This window comes from Allokutzneria sp. NRRL B-24872 (assembly GCF_002155965.1).
Classification (GTDB): domain Bacteria; phylum Actinomycetota; class Actinomycetes; order Mycobacteriales; family Pseudonocardiaceae; genus Allokutzneria.
Genome location: NZ_MUMH01000407.1, coordinates 1 through 570 on the forward strand (window position 1 = coordinate 1; position 570 = coordinate 570).

1 protein-coding gene is annotated in these 570 nt (G+C 70.2%); it reads right to left on the reverse strand.

All coding sequences use genetic code 11. The features are described 5' to 3' along the window. Position 1: 1 nt before the first annotated feature. Complete coding sequence (locus tag CCN37_RS38355; RefSeq protein WP_086830268.1) at positions 2-469, reverse strand: Lrp/AsnC family transcriptional regulator; 468 nt, start codon at positions 467-469, stop codon at positions 2-4. Positions 470-570 lie beyond the last annotated feature (101 nt).

Here is a 570-nt window from a genome sequence, read left to right on the forward strand (position 1 = left end):
GTCAGGGGAGGAGGGGGCCGCCGCGCCAGTGCTGGAAGATCAGGTTGGTGTGCACGAGCGCGACCTCGGTGCGCGCGGTGAACTCGTCGAGCACGAGGCGCTGGAGGTCGGCGGCGCTGCGGGCGGCGACGTGCACGAGGAAGTCGTCGGGGCCGGTCAGGTGGTAGAGCGCGCGCGTTTCCGGTTGCGCCAGAACGTGTTCCACGAACGGGTCGACGAGCGGGCGACGGTGGGGCTGGACGCGGACGGAGAGGAACGCCTCCAGGGGCCTGCCGAGCTTGGCGGCGTCGACGCGGAGGTCCTGGCCGAGGATCACGCCCGCCTCGCGCAACCGGTTCACCCGGTCAAGGCAGGTGGACGGCGCGACCCCGACGGCGGCGGCCAGCTCCTTGTTGGAGGTCCGTGCGTCGTTCTGGAGCACTCGCAGGATGTCGAGGTCGACCGAATCCAAGCGCGCGTTCGGCATCATCCGCCGAATTCTAGCCGGATCGCTTGCTGGCGAACCGCCCGATCTTCGACGCTGCTGCTCATGCAGCTGGAGACAACGGCCGTCCACGCGGGCCGCGAAGA

Bases quoted from the DNA above. Each gene is read 5' to 3' on its own strand.
- CCN37_RS38355 (WP_086830268.1), bottom strand. From the start codon at position 469: ATGATGCCGAACGCGCGCTTGGATTCGGTCGACCTCGACATCCTGCGA.